This is a genomic window from Streptomyces sp. NBC_00989, assembly GCF_045162655.1.
GTDB lineage: Bacteria > Actinomycetota > Actinomycetes > Streptomycetales > Streptomycetaceae > Streptomyces.
In genome coordinates this window covers 8,263,340-8,281,994 of sequence record NZ_CP108728.1, presented here as the reverse complement: position 1 = coordinate 8,281,994, position 18,655 = coordinate 8,263,340, and the positions used below count along the sequence as shown (strand labels likewise).

General features: G+C 70.8%; 16 protein-coding genes. 3 read left to right on the top strand and 13 right to left on the bottom strand.

Translation table 11 applies throughout. The features are described 5' to 3' along the window. Window positions 1–55 precede the first annotated feature (55 nt). The 5 genes from OG714_RS37025 to OG714_RS37005 all read right to left on the bottom strand — a co-directional run bounded on the left by OG714_RS37025 (window position 56) and on the right by OG714_RS37005 (window position 4,293). Complete coding sequence (locus OG714_RS37025) at window positions 56–1,009, bottom strand: ROK family glucokinase (protein WP_019062366.1); 954 nt, start codon at window positions 1,007–1,009, stop codon at window positions 56–58. Between the two features lie 54 nt (window positions 1,010–1,063). Beyond that, window positions 1,064–1,549, bottom strand: a complete 486-nt coding sequence (locus OG714_RS37020) for a DUF5304 domain-containing protein (protein WP_406127655.1) — start codon at window positions 1,547–1,549, stop codon at window positions 1,064–1,066. Window positions 1,550–1,639: 90 nt separating this feature from the next. Then, a complete protein-coding gene (locus tag OG714_RS37015) occupies window positions 1,640–2,809 on the bottom strand; it encodes an ArsA family ATPase (RefSeq protein WP_406127654.1) in 1,170 nt (389 codons plus the stop codon). Window positions 2,810–2,971: 162 nt separating this feature from the next. Beyond that, on the bottom strand, window positions 2,972–3,415 hold the full coding sequence (locus tag OG714_RS37010) for an SRPBCC family protein (RefSeq protein ID WP_317886979.1): 444 nt from the start codon (window positions 3,413–3,415) through the stop codon (window positions 2,972–2,974). Window positions 3,416–3,537: 122 nt separating this feature from the next. Next, the gene (locus OG714_RS37005; RefSeq protein WP_406132083.1) at window positions 3,538–4,293 is read right to left on the bottom strand and encodes a metallophosphoesterase; all 756 of its coding nucleotides are present in this window, start codon (window positions 4,291–4,293) and stop codon (window positions 3,538–3,540) included. Window positions 4,294–4,632: 339 nt separating this feature from the next. Here OG714_RS37005 and OG714_RS37000 point away from each other — a divergent pair, with 339 nt between their 5' ends. Next, the gene (locus tag OG714_RS37000; RefSeq protein ID WP_406127653.1) at window positions 4,633–6,429 is read left to right on the top strand and encodes an AMP-dependent synthetase/ligase; all 1,797 of its coding nucleotides are present in this window, start codon (window positions 4,633–4,635) and stop codon (window positions 6,427–6,429) included. Between the two features lie 21 nt (window positions 6,430–6,450). Here the strand turns inward: OG714_RS37000 and OG714_RS36995 are convergent, their stop codons facing one another. After that, window positions 6,451–8,037 (bottom strand): GMC oxidoreductase, encoded by a 1,587-nt coding sequence (locus OG714_RS36995; RefSeq protein WP_406132082.1) that lies wholly within the window; start codon window positions 8,035–8,037, stop codon window positions 6,451–6,453. Between the two features lie 843 nt (window positions 8,038–8,880). After that, a complete protein-coding gene (locus OG714_RS36990; protein ID WP_406127651.1) occupies window positions 8,881–10,026 on the bottom strand; it encodes a glycosyltransferase family 4 protein in 1,146 nt (381 codons plus the stop codon). A 131-nt stretch (window positions 10,027–10,157) separates the two neighbouring features. On the opposite strand from OG714_RS36990, the gene OG714_RS36985 reads away from it, so the two are divergent. Continuing rightward, on the top strand, window positions 10,158–11,393 hold the full coding sequence (locus OG714_RS36985; RefSeq protein WP_406127650.1) for a glycosyltransferase 87 family protein: 1,236 nt from the start codon (window positions 10,158–10,160) through the stop codon (window positions 11,391–11,393). Here OG714_RS36985 and OG714_RS36980 read toward each other — a convergent pair. Beyond that, the gene (locus OG714_RS36980) at window positions 11,354–12,670 is read right to left on the bottom strand and encodes an MATE family efflux transporter (RefSeq protein ID WP_406127648.1); all 1,317 of its coding nucleotides are present in this window, start codon (window positions 12,668–12,670) and stop codon (window positions 11,354–11,356) included. The genes OG714_RS36985 and OG714_RS36980 overlap by 40 nt on opposite strands. Window positions 12,671–12,769: 99 nt before the next feature. On the opposite strand from OG714_RS36980, the gene OG714_RS36975 reads away from it, so the two are divergent. Then, the gene (locus OG714_RS36975; protein ID WP_406127647.1) at window positions 12,770–13,300 is read left to right on the top strand and encodes a PadR family transcriptional regulator; all 531 of its coding nucleotides are present in this window, start codon (window positions 12,770–12,772) and stop codon (window positions 13,298–13,300) included. Here the strand turns inward: OG714_RS36975 and OG714_RS36970 are convergent. The 5 genes from OG714_RS36970 to OG714_RS36950 form a co-directional block, all read right to left on the bottom strand. Continuing rightward, on the bottom strand, window positions 13,288–14,478 hold the full coding sequence (locus tag OG714_RS36970) for a hypothetical protein (RefSeq protein WP_406127646.1): 1,191 nt from the start codon (window positions 14,476–14,478) through the stop codon (window positions 13,288–13,290). The two genes, OG714_RS36975 and OG714_RS36970, sit on opposite strands and share 13 nt — an antisense overlap. 30 nt (window positions 14,479–14,508) lie before the next feature. Then, on the bottom strand, window positions 14,509–15,531 hold the full coding sequence (locus OG714_RS36965; RefSeq protein ID WP_406127644.1) for an NlpC/P60 family protein: 1,023 nt from the start codon (window positions 15,529–15,531) through the stop codon (window positions 14,509–14,511). Window positions 15,532–15,760: 229 nt separating this feature from the next. After that, window positions 15,761–16,795, bottom strand: a complete 1,035-nt coding sequence (locus OG714_RS36960; RefSeq protein WP_406127642.1) for an NlpC/P60 family protein — start codon at window positions 16,793–16,795, stop codon at window positions 15,761–15,763. Window positions 16,796–17,005: 210 nt separating this feature from the next. Continuing rightward, entirely contained in the window at window positions 17,006–18,349 is a 1,344-nt protein-coding gene (locus tag OG714_RS36955) for an NYN domain-containing protein (RefSeq protein ID WP_406127641.1), read from the bottom strand. 37 nt (window positions 18,350–18,386) lie between these two features. After that, entirely contained in the window at window positions 18,387–18,626 is a 240-nt protein-coding gene (locus OG714_RS36950) for a hypothetical protein (RefSeq protein ID WP_019067815.1), read from the bottom strand. Between the last annotated feature and the right edge of the window lie 29 nt (window positions 18,627–18,655).

Sequence of the window (18,655 nt, the reverse complement as noted above, 5' to 3'; positions counted from 1 at the left end):
CGCGCCCCTGAAAGCAAAAAGCTCCTCGCGCACCTGAAGCAACGAGCAGGGTGGCTTACATGATCGGGTCCGGCTCTCTCGCCAGGTCCGCCGCGCCCACCATGCCCGCCTTGTTGCCCAGTTGGGCGGCGATCACGTCGGCGACCGGGCGCCAGTTGCCGCCCACCAGCCAGCGTTTGTAGGACTTGCGGATGGGGTCGAGGACCAGCTCGCCCTCGTCGGAGAGGCCGCCGCCGACGATGAAGGCGGAGGGGTCGAAGAGGGAGGCGAGGTCGGCGAGGCCGGCGCCGGCCCAGCGGGCCAGCTCGCGGTAGGAGTCGACGGCCACCGGGTCGCCCTGCCGGGCGGCCATGGAGATGTGCTTGCCCTCGATGCCCTCGGGGCTGCCGTCGCCGAGCGAGAGCAGGACCTCCGCGGCCTCGGGGGTCGCGTTGGCGCGCTGCTTGGCGTAGCGCACGAGCGCGCGGCCCGAGGCGTACTGCTCCCAGCAGCCCTGCGAGCCGCAGCCGCACAGCAGGCCGTCCGGCACCATGCGGATGTGGCCGAACTCGGCGGCCACGCCGAAGTGTCCGCGGCGCAGCTTGTTGCCGATGATGATGCCGCCGCCGAGGCCGGTGCCGAGCGTGATGCAGATGACGTTGCGGTGGCCCTTGCCGGCGCCGAACTTGTACTCGCCCCAGGCCGCGGCGTTCGCGTCGTTCTCCACGACGACGGGGAGGCCCACGCGGGCTTCGACCTTCTCCTTCAGCGGCTCCTGGCGCCAGTCGATGTTCGGCGCGAAGTAGACCGTGGAGCGCTGACGGTTGACGTATCCGGCCGCACCGATGCCCACGCCGACGATCTCGTGCCCGGCGCGTGCTCCGTCGACCGCGGCGGCGATGGCGTCCACGATGCCCTCGGCCGTGCCCGGGGTCGGCACCTTGTGGGTCGAGAGGATGTTGCCTTCCTCGTCGACAACCCCGGCCGCGATCTTGGTGCCGCCGATATCGACGCCGATGGTGAGTCCCATGAATCCCTCAGTTTCGGTCGAGCCCCGCTACGGCCCACCGTACCCGAGGGCCCTCTAGTCCAGGTCGATGCGCTCCCCCGGACCAGGGTCCTCGCCCCGGTCACGGCGGTCCTTCAACTCGCTGTCGCGGGCCGTCCAGCGCTGCTCCTGGGCCTGGACCGCGGAGCGGTACGCGGCGAGGAGTTCGTTTCCGGCCGCCGCGAGGTGGTCGAAGACGTCCGGGTTGCGTTCGATGACGGGCTCGACGGCGGCCTTGGCCTGCTGGACGACCTGCTTGACCACCTGCTGGGCGGCCGGTCCGGCGACCTGGCCGAGCAGCGGGGACTGGAGGCCGGACAGCTTGTCCGTGACCGTGTCGACGAGCTTGCGCAGTTCCTCGGCGGCCGAGCCCGGGGGCAGGCCGTACTGGGTGCGGCGGCGGGCCTTCTCCGCCGCGAGGTCTTCGGCGGCCGCCGTCGCCCAGGCGTCGGCGTCGGTCGCCCGCACCTCGTCGAGCGCCTCTTCCTTGCCGGCCTCGGACGGGGGGAGCTCTTCGCTCATGACGGACTCCTGACTACGGTTCGTCTCTACGACGTTACCCGAATGGGCGTACGTGCTTCATCGTCTCCGCGTCCACAAATACCGACACGGTCACCTTCCCTGCGGCCACAGGTCCGGGTCGGGCGCGAAACGGATGCGCAGTTCGCCCTCGCGCAGGGCCGCGCCGGCCACGGTGCAGCGGCGCAGGGCCGACGGCAGCGGCACGATACGGCGGAACCGGCCGACGGTGACGACGAGTTCGTCGCCGCGACGGACCAGGTCGAGCTCGTCCCGTATCGCGCCGGGCAGCGGAATGCCCCAGACCAGCACACCGTCCTCGGCCAGCCGGTCCGTGACGGGCCACTCGACCGTGGAACCGGCCGCTTTGACACCGGGCACGCCGAGCGCGGCGAGGTCGTCGGTGCCGCGCGGGTCGTGGCCGAGGTGCGGGACGTGCCGCACGTCGTACGCCCCCTGCCACTCGTCCAGGGTCTTGCGCTGCTGGGCGACCGGGCCGGCCGGCCAGGTGTCCTCGACGGACTCGGGCAGCACCCGGTTGGCGACCAGCACGTCGGGGCGCAGGCCGCGCAGGGCGAGCGCGAGACCGGCCGCGCGGACGGCGTCGGCGCCGGCCGCTCCGGGCTCGGCGACCAGTCGTACGGTCGTGTCCCGGTCGGCGAGAACCGCTTCCACGGCGGCCAGTTCGACGTCCCAGCGGCCGGCCGTGTCGTAGAGCCACTCCGAGGGCATCGGGACGCCGGCGAGGCGGCCGAGGACCGGGCGGAGGGCGCGGGCCGCCTGGCGCTCCGCCGGGAGGAGGCGGCGGAGGTAGCGGCGGAGTTCTTCGGGGAGTGCGAGGAGGGCCAGTGCGTGAGGGGTGGGCGGGAGGTCTACGACGAGTAGGTCGTAGACCTCGGACAGGGCCGCGTCCCTGAGGGCTCGTAGGAGGGCCAGTTCCTCGGCGCCCGGGAGGGGGGTCACCTCTTCCGCGTCCAGGCGGGCCGCGCCGAGGAGTTCGAGGGCGGTGGAGGCGCGGTCCTGGAAGGCGGTGAGGTCGGCGCGGAAGGACTCCGTGGCGTCGGGGCGCCATGCCGTGAGGTTCTCGGCGGCCTCAACGGGGGCCGCTCCCGTCACCACGCCCAGGGCGGCGCCGAGGGTGTCGCCGCGGTCGGCACCGAGGAGCAGGGTCCGGGTGCCGGTGCCTGCGGCGGCTTGTGCGGTGGCTGCGGCGATGGTGCTGCGGCCGCTGCCGCCGGGGCCGGTGATCAGGAGGGTGCGCATATGAGTGAACGGTAGTCGCTGCGCGGGGGTTGGGCGCCGTTGCCGGGGGCTCCGCCCCCGGACCCCCGTCGGCCCTGAAGGGGCCTCGTCCTCAAACGCCGGACGGACTGGAGACAGCCGGCCCGCGTCAGAAAGGCACCGGGCAGGCCGGAGATGCCCGCCTTACTTCTCCCCCGACTCCACTCGCTTCTTCAGTCCCGCCAGCGCCCGGTCGATGATGACCTTCTCGGCCTTGCGCTTGATCATGCCGAGCATCGGGATCTTGACGTCGACCGTCAGCAGGTACGTGACCTCGGTGGTGCCGGCCGCCGTGGACTTCAGGAGGTACGAGCCGTCCAGGGAGCGCAGCATCTGGGACTTGACGAGGGTCCAGGAGACCTCGTTGTCGCCGGTCCAGGTGTACGCGAGGACCTGGTCGTCCTTGATCGCGCCGGCGTCCATGACGAGCCGGACCTGTTCGGCGCGGCCCCGCTCGTCGGTCTTGAGGACGTCGGCCTCCTTCACCTCACCGGTCCAGTCCGGGTAGCGGGCGAAGTCGGCGATCACCTCCATGACGTCGGCCGGTGCCGCCTCGATCGTGATGCTCGAGCTGGTGTGTTCCGCCATCGCTGTGGCTCCTCCAGATGCGGGCCGGTGGGACGTCGTCGTGCACGTGTGCATGCAGCGTGAAGGCTACCTCCCCGCCAACCCCCTTACCGCACCCCCTACCTGCGGACATCAGGAGGCGGTCACCATTCCAGCGCCCAGGGCTTGCCGCTCCCCGCGAAGTGCCCCACGTTCACGCACTCGGTCGCCCCGATCCGCATCCGTCGCACGAGGGGCTGGTGGACGTGGCCGAACAGTGAATAGCGGGGCCTGGTGCGGCGGATGGCGTCCAGGAGGGCGCGGCTGCCGCGTTCGAAGCGGCGCGCGACGGTGTCGTAGACCAGCTCGGGGACCTCGGGTGGGATGTGGGTGCAGAGGACGTCGACCTCGCCGACCGCCTCGATCTTCGCGGCGTACTCCTCGTCGCTGATCTCGTACGGCGTGCGCATGGGGGTGCGCAGGCCGCCGCCGACGAAGCCGAAGGTGCGGCCGCCGATCTCCACGCGTTCGCCGTCGAGCACGGTGGTGCCGGGTCCGGCGTACTCGGGCCACAGGGTCGGCATGTCGACGTTGCCGTAGGTGGCGTACGTCGGGGTGGGGAAGGCGGCGAACATCTCGGCGTACTGTTTGCGGACCGCCTTCTCGATCAGGGCCGCGCGGTCGCCGCCGACGCCGGACCAGAGGCGGGCGCCCAGTTCGCGGGCCTCCTCGAAGCGGCGGGCGGTGCGCAGCTCGACCAGGCGGTCGGCGTTCTCCTCGCCGAAGAGTTCGGGGAAGATCCCGCGCGAGTGGTCGGCGTAGTCGAGGAAGAGGACCAGGTCGCCCAGGCAGATCAGGGCGTCGGCACCCTCTCCGGATCTGGCCAGGTCACGGGCGTTGCCGTGCACGTCGCTGACCACATGGATGCGCGTCCCGGAGTTTCCGGCTGGTGAGAGTGCCATGACGATCAAGCGTAGGCGTGTGCGGCAAACGTGAACAGTGGCGGCGGAGCTTGCGGTTACTGGCCAGTCAAGAAAGGCGTGGACTACTGTGCGCGAGGAAACACCAATCTGTGTGACGCAGCGAACATCTCGCCGGACCCCCCTGTCGTAGGAGCCATACCGGCGGGTAACGTCCCGGGCAGTCCAGTCGTGCTCAGGATTTCAACCACCGGGTCCTGACGCACCTGCCCGAGCCGTGGACCGGACCGTCGCATCACACAACGTCGTGGCGCCGGCGCCCTATGAGGAGCAGCAGTCTTGCGCGAGTTCAGCCTTCCGGCTTTGTACGAGGTCCCTGCGGACGGCAACCTGACCGACATCGTCCGCAGAAACGCCGCGCAGCACCCAGATGTCGCCGTGATCGCCCGCAAGGCGAACGGCGGCTGGCAGGACGTGACCGCCACGGTCTTCCTCGCCGAGGTGCACGCCGCCGCCAAGGGGCTCATCGCCTCCGGCGTCCAGCCCGGCGACCGGGTCGGCCTGATGTCCCGCACGCGGTACGAGTGGACGCTGCTCGACTTCGCGATCTGGTGCGCGGGCGCGATCACCGTGCCGGTGTACGAGACCAGCTCGCCGGAGCAGGTGCAGTGGATCCTGAGCGACTCGGGCGCCACCGCGGTCGTCGTGGAGCAGGACGGGCACGCCGCCACCGTCGAGTCGGTGCGTGCGCAGCTGCCCGCGCTCAAGCACGTCTGGCAGATCGACGCCGGCGCGCTCGACGAGCTGGACCGCGCGGGCAAGGACGTCACCGACGCGACGGTCGAGGAGCGCAGCTCGCAGGCGAAGGCCGACGACCCGGCGACCATCGTGTACACGAGTGGCACCACCGGCCGGCCCAAGGGCTGTGTGCTCACCCACCGCAGCTTCTTCGCGGAGTGCGGCAACATCGTGGAGCGGCTGCGTCCGCTGTTCCGCACCGGCGAGTGCTCGGTGCTGCTGTTCCTGCCGCTCGCGCACGTCTTCGGGCGGCTGGTGCAGATCGCGCCGATGATGGCGCCGATCAAGCTGGGCCTGGTCCCGGACATCAAGAACCTCACCGATGAACTCGCCTCGTTCCGGCCGACGTTGATCCTCGGTGTGCCGCGCGTCTTCGAGAAGGTCTACAACTCGGCGCGCGCCAAGGCGCAGGCGGACGGCAAGGGCAAGATCTTCGACAAGGCGGCCGACACCGCGATCGCGTACAGCCGCGCGCTGGACACGCCGGCGGGTCCGTCCCTCGGTCTGAAGATCAAGTACAAGACGTTCGACAAGCTCGTCTACAGCAAGCTGCGCGCGGTGCTCGGCGGCAAGGGCGAGTACGCGATCTCCGGCGGCGCCCCGCTGGGCGAGCGGCTGGGTCACTTCTTCCGCGGCATCGGCTTCACGGTCCTGGAGGGCTACGGCCTGACCGAGTCCTGTGCGGCCACCGCGTTCAACCCCTGGGACCGGACGAAGATCGGCACGGTCGGCCAGCCGCTGCCCGGCTCGGTCGTCCGCATCGCGGACGACGGCGAGGTGCTGCTGCACGGTGAGCACCTGTTCAAGGGCTACTGGAACAACGAGGCCGCTACGGCCGAGGCGCTGGCCGACGGCTGGTTCCACACCGGGGACATCGGCACCCTGGACGAGGACGGCTACCTCAGCATCACGGGCCGCAAGAAGGAGATCATCGTCACCGCGGGCGGCAAGAACGTCGCCCCGGCCGTGATCGAGGACCGTATCCGCGCGCACGCGCTGGTCGCGGAGTGCATGGTCGTCGGCGACGGGCGGCCCTTCGTGGGCGCGCTGATCACCATCGACGACGAGTTCGTGGGCCGTTGGGCGGCCGAGCACGGCAAGCCGGCGGGTTCCACCGCGGCGTCGCTGCGTGACGATCCGGACCTGGTGCGGGCGGTCCAGGACGCGGTCGACGACGGCAACGCCGCGGTGTCGAAGGCGGAATCGGTGCGGAAGTTCCGCATTCTGTCCTCCCAGTTCACGGAGGAGTCGGGCCACCTGACGCCGTCGCTGAAGCTCAAGCGCAATGTGGTGGCCAAGGACTACGCGGACGAGATCGAGGCCATCTACCAGAAGTAGCGGCCCGGTACGGAAGTCGGTCTATGACGCGGTGTCCTCGGCGAGGACCCGCGTCATCGTCCTTTCCGCGAGTGCGGTGATCGTCACGAACGGGTTGACCCCGATCGAGCCGGGCACCAGCGAACCGTCGGTGATGTACAGCTTCGAATACCCCTTCACCCGGCCGTAGTTGTCGGTCGCCTTGCCCAACACGCAGCCGCCGAGCGGGTGGTAGCAGAAGTCGTCGGCGAAGACCTTGCTGGTGGAGCCGAACAGGTCGTACCGGTAGATCGTCCCGTTCGCCGCGTTGATCCGGTCGAACAGCTTCTTCGCCATGGCGACCGAGACCGCGCTCTGCGCCGCGGTCCAGCCGAGTTTCACCGTTCCTGAGGCGGAGTCGTACGTGAACGACGCCCGCTGCGGGTTCTTGGTGATCGCCAGGTACAGGCTGATCCAGTGCTCGATGCCCATCGGCAGCGGGGCGATCTCCGCGAAGACGGGGTTGTCGGTGTTGGCCCAGTCGTCGATGCCCATGACCGGCATCGTCGACTCGTTGGCGCCGACGGTGTCCCAGATGTGGTTGGCGCGCCCGACCATCGTGTTGCCGTTGGTCCCCCAGCCCGCGCCGACGCTCGCGTTGAGGGCCGGGAGGGTGCCCGTGTCCCGTGCGCGGACGAGGAGTTCGGTGGTGCCGAGGCTGCCGCCGCCGAGGAACAGATAGGTGCAGCTGTACTGCTTGGTCTCGACGACCGCGCCGGTGTCGTCGATCCGGTCGACGGTCAGGACGTACGACCCGTCGCTCGCCCGCGTGATCCCCTTCACCTTCTCCATGGTGTGGATGGTGACCTTGCCGGTGCCGAGCGCGGAGGCGAGGTAGGTCTTGTCGAGGCTCTTCTTGCCGTAGTTGTTGCCGTAGATGACCTCGGCGGCGAGCGCGGACTTGGTGGCGGTGCCGGCGGCCTCCTTCTGCATGTAGCCGAAGTCGTAGACGTTGGGCACGAATGTGGTCTTCAGGCCCGCGGTGGTGGCGGCCTTCCGTGAGGTGCGGGTGAACTGGTACCACTCCGTCGACTCGAACCAGGTCGGGTCGACGGTGTTGACGCCGAGCATGGTGCGGGCGCGCGGGAAGTACGTGTTGTACATCTCGGTGGCGTCGACGGCGGGGAACTGCTCGGTGAAGTACGACTGGAGCGGGGTGACGGCCATGCCGCCGTTGACCAGCGAACCCCCGCCGACGCCACGCCCCACGTACACGGACATGTTGTCGTAGTGCACGCGGTCCAGGACGCCGGGGTACAGGCCGATGTCCTTGTTGACGATGTCGAGCCACAGGAAGGTGGCGAGCGGGGCCTCGGTGCGGGTCTTGAACCACATCGAGCGCTGGTCCGGGGCGGAGGTGGAGCAGAAGATCTTGCCGTCGGAGCCGGCCGTGTTCCAGAGCTTGCCCATCTCCAGGACGAGCGTGGTGATACCGGCCTGCCCGAGCCGGAGGGCGGCGACCGCACCGCCGTAGCCGGACCCGACGACGATCGCGGGAGCGGTCTCGACGGCCGCGGGTTCGACGGCCTGCGCGGACTGCAGACCGATACGGGTGAGACCGGCGGTGGCCGCGGTCTGGAGGGCGATCATGCCCAGGATTTGACGTCTCGTCAGCTGATGCTGCGTCAGTTTTGCTGTCATGCGCGCAGCATGTGCGGATTATTGGATTCCGCCAAGGGGCTGCGCCGGTTTTGGGGCGCGGTGGGGGGTGGCGGGTGAGTTGTGCGGGCGGGTGCGGGTCGGGGATGACTGGTCGCACTCCGCGACGAAGCCGCTGATGTCACGGCCCCGCGCCCGTGAAAACAGGGGGTTCGCCGTGCGGGCGCGCTCATTTCGGGGCGCCGTCCGGGGTGCCAGGTGGGCTGGTCGGGCGGGTGCGGGTCCTCTGTGGCTGGTCGCACTCCGCGGCGGAGCCGCTAATGTCACGGCCCCGCGCCCCTAAAAAACAGGGGGTTCCGCCGGGAGGGCCGCGCCAGTCTTGGGGCGCCTTCGGGGGTGCGGGGTGATCTGGTTGGGCGGGTACGAGTCGTGTGTGGCTGGTCGCGCAGTGCCTCGCGCCCCTGAGAACAGCCGGTGGAGCTGCCAATGTCACCGCCCCGCGCCGCTGAAAACAGGGGGTTCGCCAAGAGGCCGCAAGCTCCCCCGCACGGGCGAGCCAAGCCAGGGCCGGGACGTGGCCGCTCGGTTCGATCACGCGGTGACCCGCAAACAGGCGCAGCCTGCCGTCTTTCAGGGGCGCGAGGAACGGCGCGACCAGCCACACTCGACCCGCAGCCGCCAAACCAGATCACCTGGCACCCCGGATGGCGCCGCGAGATCAGCGCGCCCTCCCAGCGGAACCCCCTGTTTTTTAGGGGCGCGGGGAACGGCGCGACCAGCCACCTTCAACCCGCACCCGACCGCCCAGCCCACTCGGCACCCCAGACCGCGCCCCTAGCCCAGCTGCTCTCTCAGCCTCTCCGCCAGCAGGTCCCACCGCCACCGTTCCTCCACCCACTGCCGGCCCCGCTCACCCATGTTCTGACGGAGTTCCGCGTCGCCGAGCAGCGCGGTGATGCGGTCGGCCGCGTCTTCCGGGGAGCCGCCTCGTACGACCCAGCCGGTCTCGCCGTCGAGGACCGCGTCGGGGGCGCCGCCGGAGTCGCCGGCGACGACGGGGAGGCCGGTGGCGGAGGCCTCGAGGTAGACGATGCCGAGGCCCTCGACGTCGAGGCCGCCGCGCCGGGTACGGCAGGGCATCGCGAAGACGTCACCGGCGCCGTAGTGCGCGGGCAGTTCGGACCAGGGCACGGCGCCCGTGAAGCGGACGGAGTCGGTGACGCCGGTCTCGTGGGCGAGGCGGCGGAGGTCCTTCTCGTACGGTCCGCCCCCCACGATCAGGAGCACGGTCTCCGGCTCGCGGGCCAGGATGCGCGGCATCGCGAGGATCAGCGTGTCCTGGCCCTTGCGCGGTACGAGTCGTGAGACGCAGACGACCACCGGACGGTCCGTCAGGCCGAGGCGCGCTCGTACCTCCGCTCCCCCCGACCCGGGATGGAAGACCTTCTCGTCTACGCCGGGCGGGAGTTGGACCATCCGCGCGGCCGCCGCCGGAGTCAGCGCGGCGGCGATGCGCGAGCGCGTGTACTCGCCGAGGTAGGTGATCGTGTCGGTGGACTCCCCGATGCGGCGCAGGAGTTGACGCGAGGCGGGGAGCTGGGCCCACCCGGCCTCGTGGCCGTGGGTCGTGGCCACCAGCCGTTCCGCGCCCGCCTTCCGCAACGCCGGCGCCATCAGCCCGAGCGGCGCCGCCGCCCCGAACCACACCGCCGTACACCCGTGTTCACGCAGCAGCCCGACGGCCCTGCGGGTCGCGGCGGGCGTGGGCAGGAGCATCGTCGTGGCGTCCCGTACGACGGTGAAGGGCTGCTCGGCGTCGAACGCGGCCGTCGCCTCCGCGCCCTCCCGGCCGCGCTTCCAGGTCGAGGCGTAGACGACGAGCCGCTCGGGGTCCAGGCGCAGCGCCATGTTGTGCAGAAAAGCCTGGATGCCACCGGGCCGGGGCGGAAAGTCATTGGTCACGATCAGGGTCTTGCGCACGCGGCAGACCCTACCGGCCCTACCGGACGACGACTCACAGGCCGGCACGGCCGCGCTTCATGGCCATCGCACAGCAGATCGGGAGAACATGTGGCCCTCATCGGCGGGTACGGCACGGAACAGGGGCTCAGGTGGAGTGTGCGGGCGCGGGACGGCGGCTGGCGGCGCTGTTGGGGACCTGGGGTCTGACCAGGGTCGTCCTCCTGCTGTTCGTCTTCAAGGTGCTCGTGTTCCCGGGCCCGGACGTCACCAGCGATGTGTCGGTGATCTATCAGGGCTGGTACGAGACGCTCCGCCACGGCAGCTTCCCGCTGGACGACGTCACCTGGCAGTACCCGCCCGCCGCCGCCCTCCCGATCCTCTCCCCCGCCCTGCTGGGTTTCCTGGACTACGCGTCGGCGTTCTTCGTCCTCGCCTTCCTCGCCGACCTGACCGTCCTGGCCCTGCTCCTGTACACGGGCCTGCGTCCCGGCCGGACGCTGCGCGGTGCCTGGGTGTGGGTCGCGGGCGTCCCGCTGCTCGGCCCGACCGTGTACGCGCGCTACGACGTGATGGTGACCGCGGTCGCCGTGGCCGCGCTGCTCGCGGGCTCCCGGCATCCGCGTGTGATGGGGGCGCTGGCCGGTTTCGGGGCGCTGCTGAAGGTGTGGCCTGCGCTGCTCCTGCTGGGCGCGGTCAAACGCCGCGCGTGGGGAGCGGCGGCGGTGACGGTCGTGGTGATCGCCTCCCTCTTCGCGGTGTCGATGCCGGGCGCGTTCACCTTCCTGACCTTCCAGCGCGAGCGGGGTACGGAGGTGGAGTCGCTGGGCTCGCTGGTCTTCCACGTGGCCCGGCACTTCGGCTGGCAGGGCCAGGTCCTCCTGAACTACGGCTCGGTCGAGTTCCTCGGCCCGTACGTCGACCGGGTCAGCACGGCGGCCCTGGGCCTCACCGCGCTGGCCTTCGGCTGGCTCATGCTGTGGCGTCTGATGGCGGCCCGCTTCCTGCCGCACACCCTCGCGGACGCGGCCTTCGTGGCGGTCCTGATGTTCACGGTCACCAGCCGGGTGATCAGCCCCCAGTACATCGTCTGGCTGATCGGCCTCGCGGCGGTCTGCTCCTGCTTCCGGGCCAGCCGTATGAGACTCCCGGTCGCCCTGGTCCTGGCGGCGGCCTTCGTGACGGTCCTGGAGTTCCCGATCTGGTTCGCCCACGTGGTGGCCAGCGACGGGCTGGGCGTGACGCTGCTGCTCATCCGCAACGGCCTGCTGGTGGTCGCGGCGGTGACGAGCGCACGGGAGTTGTGGCGGGCGTCGGTCACCTGGGCGGACGTACCGCCGCTGCCGAGTCAGGCGACGCGCTCGAAGGCGACGTCGGCGTCCTCCTGACACCGGGCCCGGCGCCGGAACAGCACGGCGACGACCGCGCACTGCACCCCCATCGAGAGCGCCAGCGCCAGGCACACCCCGGGCAGCCCGAGCCCCGACAGCCCGTACGCCAGCGGGAGTTGGACCACCGTGCCGAGCACCGTCACCCGTAGCAGCGCCGGTGCTCCCCCGCTGCCCTCGAAGACCCCGCCGAGCGCGATGAACCCCGCCATCAGGAGCAGGTAGGGGCCGACGCAGCGCAGGAACAGGACGCCCTCGTGGGCGACTTGGGGACCGGCGCCGAAGGCGGCCATGATCCAGGGGGCGGTGAGGAGGAGCAGGGCGGCCGCCCCGGCTCCCACGGCTCCGGACACGAGCATCGCCTCCCGCCCGATCTCCCGTCGCGCGTCCCTTCCCTCCCCGCGCAGGTGCGAGGTGTGGATGGCGGCGGCCTGCCGCACGGAGTAGAAGGCCATCGTCGCCACGTACAGGACCTTGTAGCCGATGGCGTACGCGGCCACCGCCGTCACCCCGAGCCGCGCCACGATCGCGACCAGCACGAGGGTTCCGGTCTGGCGGACGGTGAAGTCCGCGGACATGGGCAGGCCGGTGGCGAGCGTCCGGCGCAGGGCGGCGCGGACGGACTCGGCGGGGTCGGCCTTCGTACGCAGCAGGGCGTTTCGGCGCAGCGCGCGCAGCCCCAACCCCAACGCCACGACCCGGCACAGCACGGTCGAGACGGCGGCGCCCTGGACACCGTAGAGGTGGATGAGGAACGGGTCGGCGGCGAGGATGAGGCCGTTGGCGAGCAGGGCCAGGCGCATCGGGGTGCGGGTGTCGCCGGTGCCTTTGAGGATGCCGTCGACGAGTTGCTGGACGTAGAAGACGGCGATGCCCGGCAGGGAGATCGTGAAGTAGGCGACCGCCAGCGGGAGTTCGGGGCCCGTGCCGCCGAGGATCAGGCGGGCGAGCGGTTCGCGGAACAGGAAGCCGGTCGTGACGACCACCGGGGTGACCAGTGCGCAGAGGGCCCAGCCGCCGCGCACGGCGGATCGTACGGCGGCGGGGTCGCGGGCTCCCCTCGCGTGGGCGACCAGCACGGTGGTGCCGGACGCGAAGACCAGGGCGATGCCCAGCAGGACGTTCTCGGTGTTGGTCGCGACGGCCACGGCGGCGACGGCCGGGCCGCCGAGCCGGGAGACCCAGACGGTGTTGATGATCCCGGCGGCGACGGAGGCGAGGAGCGAGAGATAGACGGGGTGCGCGAGCGATATGAGCTGCTTGCGGTGAGTGTGCACGGGCAGGCCCTCCTCGACACGAGCTACCTCTAATCGAGATAGCTCGATAAGAGGTAGCATGGCGGCACGACGTCCGCAAGGACCGGGTGAAGGAGGACCATGCTGGAACTGTCGATCCTGGGGTTCCTGGCCGAACAGCCGCTCCACGGCTACGAGTTGAAGGAACGCATCAAGGCGCTCAGCGGTCATGTCCGCCCGGTCAGCGACGGCGCGCTCTACCCGGCGATCACCCGCCTGGTCACCGCCGGCAAGCTCGACCAGCACACGGAGGAGGGTGCGAGCGCGGCCCCGCGCCGGGTCCTGAGCCTCACCGGGAAGGGCCGCGAGGACCTGCTGGAACGGCTCCGCCACCCCAAACCGGCCGAGATCACCGACCACGTCCGCTTCAACACGGTCCTGGCCTTCCTACGACACCTGCCCGACCCGCACGAGCAGGCAGCCGTGCTCCGCCGCCGCCTGGACTTCCTGGAGACCCCGGCGAGTTTCTTCTACCGGGACGGCGAGCCCGTGCGCGCGGAGCAGAGCGGGGACCTGTTCCGGCAGGGCATGCTGCGGGTCGCGCGGGCCACCGGCGCGGCCGAACGGGAGTGGCTCGCGGAGGCCATCTCGCAGCTGGATCAGGCGAGTTGAGCCTTGAGATAGTCCCGCCACTCCGCCGTGAAGTCCTCCAGCGTCACCCCGAGCACGCTCCCCAACGCCCCCTCCACCGCCCCGGACCGCTTCTTGTGGGCGCCAACAGCCCGGTAGAACCTGCCCAGTTGGTCGGCTCCCCAGCGGTCCTCGATCATTCGGCAGGCCATCCACCCGCCCTCGTACGCCTGCGCGAGCTTCGTCGGCTCGCTGCTGAAGCCGAAGTCCTTGTCGGCGGGGAGGGCGGTCGGCAGGTCGCCGTCCTCCACGGCGCGGTACAGCTCCGGGGCGGCCTGGGTGGGGGTGCGGCCGGTGCCCCGGTAGCCGATCCAGTCGGCGTAGCCCTCCGAGAGCCAGAGGGGGGTCGCGGAGGTGGTGTGGGCGCGGGTCGCCACGTGGGTCGTCTCGTGGGTCAGCACCACCTGCTTGCCCACCGAGCCCAGGAGCTCGTACGCCTCCGGGTTGACGATGATCCGGTCGGCGGGCGCGCTGCCCGAGCCGCCCGCCTCGCCCGTCGTCACCGCGGCGATGCCCCGGTAGGAGGCCGCCGGTGAGCCCAGGAGGCCCGCCATGCCGTCCAGGGAGCCGGGGACGAGCACGACGACGTGCCGGGTCCAGTCCGTGCCCCACGCGTCCGACACGGCCGGTACGGCGTGATCCGCGAGGGCGCGGTAGTCGCTGAGACTGTCGGCGGACTGCCCGACCCCCATCACCAGGCTGTGCGCGCCCTTGACGACGCTCACCTTCCCCTGGTCCCACAGCTGTTGGCCGGACTTCTTCGCGGGCTTGTCGGAGTCGACGTACCACTGTCCGTCCACGGTGAGGCGGAGGGCGAGCGTGCGGCCGACGGTGACGGGCGAGGTGTCGTAACCCTTGACCTTGTAGCTCAGTTCGGCGTCGGCGGTCGCGGTGGCGCCGCTGCGGTGGAGGGCGGTCAGCCGGTAGGACCAGGAGGCGAAGGGGACGGCGCTCAGGTTCTCGTACGCGGTGCGCGCGCCGGTCCTCGTGTACGCCGGCTCGTCGTGGTGCAGGACGGCCGTGGACCGGCGGTCGAGCAGGCGCTGCACCTCCGCCTTCGCGCTGTCCGGCGCCGGCTGCCCGCCGCACGCCACCAGCGAGCCGAACAGCAGACACAGCGCGAGCACTCCGGAGCGCGACGCCCGCCTACGACCAGTCACTTCCCGATCGTACGACCCTTTCGCGCCGGTTCAGACCCTCGTGACCGACGAGATGGGCATCATGCCGACCGGGTCGTAGCGCACCGGCGCGCCGGGGTAGGGGGCGTGGATGACCTGGCCGTTGCCCACGTACATGCCGACATGACTGGCGTCGGAGCGGTAGACGACCAGGTCGCCGGGCTGGGCCTGGGAGAGCGGGATCTGGTGGCCGGCGTAGCGCTGTTCCTGCGAGGTGCGCGGGAGGTGGACGCCCGCGTGGGCGTACGACCACTGCATGAGGCCGGAGCAGTCGAAGCCGCCGGGGCCGTTGGCGCCCCAGATGTACGGCTTGCCGAGTGCGGCCCGGGCGGCGGCCACGGCGGCGGCCGCACGGCCCGAGGAGGGGACGCCGGCGCCGAGGTCGGGGATGTCCCCGCGGGAGGAGCGGGAGGCCCGGTCGAAGGAGGCGCGCTCGGCGAGGGGCATCTGGTTGAGCAGTTGCCGGGCCTTGGCGAGTTTCCGCTCGACGGTCTTCTTGTGGGTGGCGACGGCCTTGCGGCTGCGCTCCAGCTCGGCGAGGTGTCCGGCGGCCTCGGTGCGCTCCTGGGCGAGCTCGCGCATGGCCTCCTGGAGGTCCTTGAGCTGGCCCGCCTGCTGGGCGGTGATGCGGTCGAGGACGGAGGCCTTGTCGAGGTAGTCGGCCGGGTCGTCGGAGAACAGCAGCGCGACGGTGGGGTCGATGCCGCCGGAGCGGTACTGGGCGCCGGCGAGTGAACCCAGCGCGTCCCGCATGGTGTTGATGCGCTGCTGCTGCCGGGCGATCCGGTCCTGGGCGTCGCCGACCTGCCGGTGCAGCTCCCCGGCGGTCTCGTCGGCCTTGTCGTAGGCCTCGGTCGCCCGCTCCGCCTCCTGGTACAGCCGGTCCACCTCGGCCCGGGAGTCGTCGTGCGGCGCGGCCACGGCGGAGGTGGCCGGCATGGCGCCGAGGGCCGCTGCGGCGGCGCTCAAGACACAGACCGCGGCGCTGGCGCCTCGGTCGAACCCGGACGGTGCAAGGCGGCGACGGGATCCCACGGGGAGTCGCACTCCTTCCGCTGGCGGACACGGACCGCTTCCCCGGTGTGGGGAAACGCGCCAGACAGTAGCTCTGTGAAGGGGTGCGGGCCAAAGACCTCCGCGGACACACAACGTGACGCCCCGCCTATGACGCAGGTCACCGGCGGGGCGTGGGGTCAGCGCGCGTCGTCGTAATTCGCCCGTTCGGGCGGTGTCGCGGGACCGGTTACGGTCGGACCGGGTCGGATCAGATCCGGACGCCGAACTGGAACGGCATGTTGCCGATCGACTCGTAGCGCACGACGGCGCCGGTGTGCGGGGCGTGCAGCACCTGGCCGTTGCCCGCGTACAGGCCGACGTGGTGGTAGTCGCCGTAGAAGATGACCAGGTCGCCGACCTTGAGGTCGCTCTGGCTGTAGATCCGGGTGCCGGCGTTCGCCTGCGCCTCGGACGTGCGGGGTATGGAGACACCCGCCTGCGCGTAGGCCCAGGAGGTCAGGCCGGAGCAGTCGAAGGAGGACGGGCCGGAGGCGCCGTAGACGTACGGCGAGCCGATCACGGACTGGGCGGCGGCGAAGGCGGAGGCCGCGCGGCCGGAGGCGGAACCGGTGTTGCCGAGGTCCACCCGCGAGCTGGAACGGTTGGCGGCCTGCGCCTGCTCCTGGTTGAGCGCCGCCTTCTCCGCGGCGGTCAGGGTGTTGAGCAGCTTCTGGGCCGTGGCCAGCTTGGCCTTGACCTCGTCCTTCTTCTTCTTGAGCTCGGTGCGGGTGGCGGAGAGGTCCTTGAGCTTGCTGCTCGCCTCCGCGCGCTCCTGGGCGAGTTCGCGCTGCTTGCCCTGGATCTTCGTGAGCGCCTCGACCTGCTGGGCGCTCAACTGGTCCATCGTGGACGCCTTGTCGAGGTAGTCGTCCGGGTTCGAGGACAGGAACAGCTGGATCGAGGGGTCGATGCCCCCGGTGCGGTACTGGGCGCTCGCCATCGTGCCGAGGCCGTCCCGGAGCTTGTTGAGCTCCTCCTGGCCGCGGGCGACGTTGTCCTGGATGGTGGAGATCTCCTTCTGGAGCTTCTCCTGCTTCTCCTGGGCCCCGTCGAGCTTCTCGGTGGCCTGCTCGGCCTGCTCGTAGAGAGCGTCGACCTTCGCCTTGACCTCGTCCTTGCTGGGCTTCTCGCTCGGCGCGGCATTGGCGGCCTGAGCGCTGAAGGCAACGGCGGCTGCGGCTGCGGTGGTCAGCACAGTCACACGCGTGCGGCTCGGCTGCTTCGGTCGACGATGGGACGCCACGGAGTCGAGCTCCTTCTATTGAGTGATCACCCGTTCGGAGGTTCGAGGCCTGACCCTAGTGATGTTTCTGTGATCAGTTCAAATCCTCACACGAAAAAATGCCGTCACTCAAAGCATTCTTTGCACATAACCAACGTGCAGTGATGGTCGATTGACGCTACGTTGCGTGACAGTTCGGCCAATTCCGGCATTAAACCTGTACGTTGACCTTCACGACAGTCGCTTGAGGAGTACCGCAGAAGCGACGGGCCGGGCGCCCGCCTTCGCGATGCCGTCGGCCACCTCGCGGTCGGTCGACGCGACGATCACCGGCCGGCCGGGCGGCTCGGCGCGCACCAGCTGGCGGATCAACTCGTCGGCGGTGACGCCCGGTTTGGAGAACAGCACCCTCACTCCGCGCGGCGGCGCGAGCAGCACGGGCGCGGCCAGTTCGGCCCCGTCGAAGACACAGGTGACCTCGGCGCCGGTCTGCGCGGCGAGCTGCGAGAGCTGCCCCAGGAGCCTCAACCGCTGTTTCTCCAGGGGCATTTGGGGATAGCCGGTCTTGGTGACGTTGTAGCCGTCGACGACCAGGTGGGCCTGCGGCAGCGCGAGCAACTGGTCGAGGATCGCGGGGTCGTTCTCCGACAGTGCCCGCGCGGCGATGTCCTTCGGGGTCATCCGTCCCGGTTCGACCGCGTCGACGGTCTCGGCGGGCCGTACGGAGATCGGCGGCAACGCCAGCTCGCGGCGCAGCCCTTGGGCCGCGTCCAGCACGGTGTCGAGCAGCAGCCGTACCCGCATGTCCTCGACGCTGCGGCCCTCGCGGGCGGCCTTGCGGGTGGCCTCCAGGGCCGCCTCCGCCTCGCCCAGCCGCGCCTTGAGGCGCCGGCTCTCGCTCTCGGCGGCCGACACCTGGGTCTGGCTCTCGGCGCGCGCGGTGTCCGTCTCGGCCCGCAGCTTGCGCAGGGCGGCCTCGCCACGCTTGACGTCACTGTGGGCGGCACGCAGCTTGCGATGGAGCGATTCCGCTTCCTTCTTCGCCGCGTCCAGCTCGGTGCGCAGCCGCTCGGTCTCGGTCCGGGTCGCGTCCCGCGCCTGCGCCAACTCCTCGCGCAGCCGCTCCAGTTCGGCCCGGCTCTCCTCGTCGGCGCGCTCGGCGTCGGCGCGCAGCGCCTCCTCGCCGGCGGCGGTCACGAGCTTCACCCAGCCGGTGGGGCGCAGAACATAGGCCGCGGCCGCCACGTCGAGCGGATCCGCGGCCGGGGGCGGCGAGCCGGAGTCGAGAGCGCCGGCGAGTTCCGACTGGGCCTCTCTCAGCTTCTCCCCGATGCGCTGCCGGAACAGCGGATCGGTCTCCAGCGCGGCGGCCATCGCGTTGCCGGCGAACTTGGCGCGCCGGTTGGGGGCGAAGCGGGCGTACTGTCGTAGCTGCGCGGGCAGTTCGGCGACGGTGAGGCCGCCGAACCCGTCCGACACGATCTGCACGACTCTTCTGCGCACGCCGTCGGGCAGCGGGCGGTCGAGCACCTCGGCGGCGCCGTCGCCCGGCCCCCCGCCTGAGTTCTCCACCATCCCTCACACCCCAATGTCTGTGCGGGGCCACTCCCTCTCAGGAGCCGGCGCCCGGCCTGTCCACGAGTTCCACCTGATCCACGGCGTTGCACCAGCGGCAGCGCACCGACTCGATGGTCTCACTGACCACCTCGCGCTCCTCCACCTTCGGCTCACCGGCCAGGTCCAGGTGGAGGTACTCCACGACCTTCGACGAGCGCGTCACGTCGAAGCGCGTGAGGTTGCCGCAGAGGGTGCAGCGCCACCGCGTGGAGGCAGTCGGCAGGGGAACCGTCATCGTGGCTGTCCGCTTCCTTCTCGTTCCAG

Coding starts and splice junctions, on each gene's coding strand:
- OG714_RS37010 (WP_317886979.1), bottom strand. CDS start 3,415: ATGGCGGAACACACCAGCTCGAGCATCACGATCGAGGCGGCACCGGCC.
- OG714_RS37020 (WP_406127655.1), bottom strand. CDS start 1,549: ATGAGCGAAGAGCTCCCCCCGTCCGAGGCCGGCAAGGAAGAGGCGCTC.
- OG714_RS37025 (WP_019062366.1), bottom strand. CDS start 1,009: ATGGGACTCACCATCGGCGTCGATATCGGCGGCACCAAGATCGCGGCC.
- OG714_RS36950 (WP_019067815.1), bottom strand. CDS start 18,626: ATGACGGTTCCCCTGCCGACTGCCTCCACGCGGTGGCGCTGCACCCTC.
- OG714_RS36975 (WP_406127647.1), top strand. CDS start 12,770: ATGCTGGAACTGTCGATCCTGGGGTTCCTGGCCGAACAGCCGCTCCAC.
- OG714_RS36995 (WP_406132082.1), bottom strand. CDS start 8,037: ATGATCGCCCTCCAGACCGCGGCCACCGCCGGTCTCACCCGTATCGGT.
- OG714_RS37015 (WP_406127654.1), bottom strand. CDS start 2,809: ATGCGCACCCTCCTGATCACCGGCCCCGGCGGCAGCGGCCGCAGCACC.
- OG714_RS36955 (WP_406127641.1), bottom strand. CDS start 18,349: ATGGTGGAGAACTCAGGCGGGGGGCCGGGCGACGGCGCCGCCGAGGTG.